The organism is Falsiroseomonas oryzae (assembly GCF_027856955.1).
In the GTDB taxonomy this organism is placed as follows: domain Bacteria; phylum Pseudomonadota; class Alphaproteobacteria; order Acetobacterales; family Acetobacteraceae; genus Falsiroseomonas; species Falsiroseomonas oryzae.
The window spans coordinates 1-1,519 of sequence record NZ_JAPSMD010000747.1 but is presented as its reverse complement, the minus strand read 5'-3'; the positions used below and the strand labels follow the sequence as shown (position 1 = coordinate 1,519).

The window sequence follows — 1,519 nt, the reverse complement described above, 5'->3', positions numbered from 1 at the left end:
CCGGTCCTTCGCCGCGAGGGTCGCGCCGATGCGCGTGCCGGCGGCGCGCGGCGCGGCGGCGGGGCCGCCGACGGCGGGGCCATAGCTCCTCGTCATCCAGACCGAGCCGAACTTCTTCGGCCAGCCCTGCAGCCAGCCGCGCACCAGCGCGACGTCCTGGTCCACGTAGATGAAGGGGCAGAAGACCGCGAGGCCCTCCGCCCGCTCCGCCTCCACGAGGAAGATCATCTCGCGGTACTGCGCCTGCACGGGATCAAGCAGTTCCGTGCCATCGGTCGTGGCCTGCCATTCGCAGGCATGGACGACGCAGCGCCCGGTCGCGCGGCCGAAGCCCGCGGGCAGGAGGGAGGCCGCGGCGGCAGGGTCGGCGGCCCCATAGGCCACCGACAGCACGGTCCCGGCATAGTGCCAGGGCGGCGGCGGCAGCAGGGTGCTGCGGCCGGAGGGGGTGTAGGGCGGGGCGAAGCCAGCAAGCACGGAAGCCTCCCGGTGCGGATCGAAGCGGGGCGCCGTGATGCCACCGTGGCGCGGAAAGGTGCTGCCAAAGACCGCGGCCGGGCCGGCCGATTTGGCAATGTCTTCGCAAAAGATGCGTGTCTGTGGCAGAGACTTCCCATGGCAAAGCTCGATCCGGCAGACCTGCGCATCCTGCGGCTGCTCCAGGCGGAGGGCCGTCTCACCAACCAGGAACTGGCGGAGCGCGCCGGCCTGTCGGCCTCGCATTGCTGGCGGCGCACCCGGGCGCTCGAGGAGGCCGGGCTCGTGCAGGGCTATGCGGCGCGGCTGGACCGGCGGGGGCTCGGCCTCGGCGTGCTGGCCTTCGTGCGCGTGGTGATCGAGAGCCACTCGGCCGCCGAGGCGCACGAGTTCAAGGCGGCGGTGGCGCGGCTTCCCGCCGTCGTCGCCTGCTACTCCGTCGCGGGGGATGCGGATTTCCTGCTGCAGGTCGTGGCGCGGAACCTGGACGACTACGCTGACTTCGCCATGGGCACGCTGCGGGCGCTGCCCCGCATCAAGGAGATGCAGACCACCTTCGTACTGAAGGAGCTGAAGCCGCCCGCCGGCTGGCCGGTGCCGGACTGACCGCCAGCAGGCGTTGAGAGCAAGGCGCCTGAGCGCGCCGTGCCTTGCCGCGCAACGGCCACCCACGTCGGATCGCCGTGAGCGCCCTGTCTCTGGCTGTCGCGATCGTTCAAGACGGGCCGGCCCCGCACCCCGTATCCGCCCGGCCATGCAACGACGGGGTGCGATGGCGATGGGCGTGGTCGAGGTGAACGGGCGGGCGACGACGATGCCGCCAGGGTGGGAGGAGGAGACGCTGCTCGCCTTCCTGCGCTTCCACCTCCGCCTCGCCGGTGTGCGCTTCGGCTGTGGCGCCGGGCTCTGCGGCGCCTGCACGGTGCTGCTGGACGGACGCGCGGAACGCGCCTGCGCCTTGCCGGCGACCGCCGCGCTCGGGCGCCGCGTGACTACGGCCGAGGGCTTCGGCGCCGCGGGCGGGGCGCCGGCTGCCGTGCTG

Annotated in this window: 3 protein-coding genes; 2 read left to right on the top strand and 1 reads right to left on the bottom strand. The window is 73.1% G+C overall.

What is annotated here, in order from left to right; genetic code table 11:
- Window positions 1-477 (bottom strand): acetoacetate decarboxylase family protein (locus tag OZN99_RS31330; RefSeq protein ID WP_270939106.1); only part of this gene is annotated, 477 nt, incomplete at its 3' end.
- A 138-nt stretch (window positions 478-615) separates the two neighbouring features.
- On the opposite strand from OZN99_RS31330, the gene OZN99_RS31325 reads away from it, so the two are divergent.
- Both OZN99_RS31325 and OZN99_RS31320 read left to right on the top strand, forming a co-directional pair.
- On the top strand, window positions 616-1,083 hold the full coding sequence (locus OZN99_RS31325) for an Lrp/AsnC family transcriptional regulator (RefSeq protein WP_270939105.1): 468 nt from the start codon (window positions 616-618) through the stop codon (window positions 1,081-1,083).
- A gap of 148 nt (window positions 1,084-1,231) precedes the next feature.
- Window positions 1,232-1,519 (top strand): 2Fe-2S iron-sulfur cluster-binding protein (locus OZN99_RS31320; protein WP_270939104.1); only part of this gene is annotated, 288 nt, incomplete at its 3' end.

Excerpts from the sequence above, each read along its gene's own strand:
- OZN99_RS31325 (WP_270939105.1), top strand. The coding sequence starts at position 616 with ATGGCAAAGCTCGATCCGGCAGACCTGCGCATCCTGCGGCTGCTCCAG.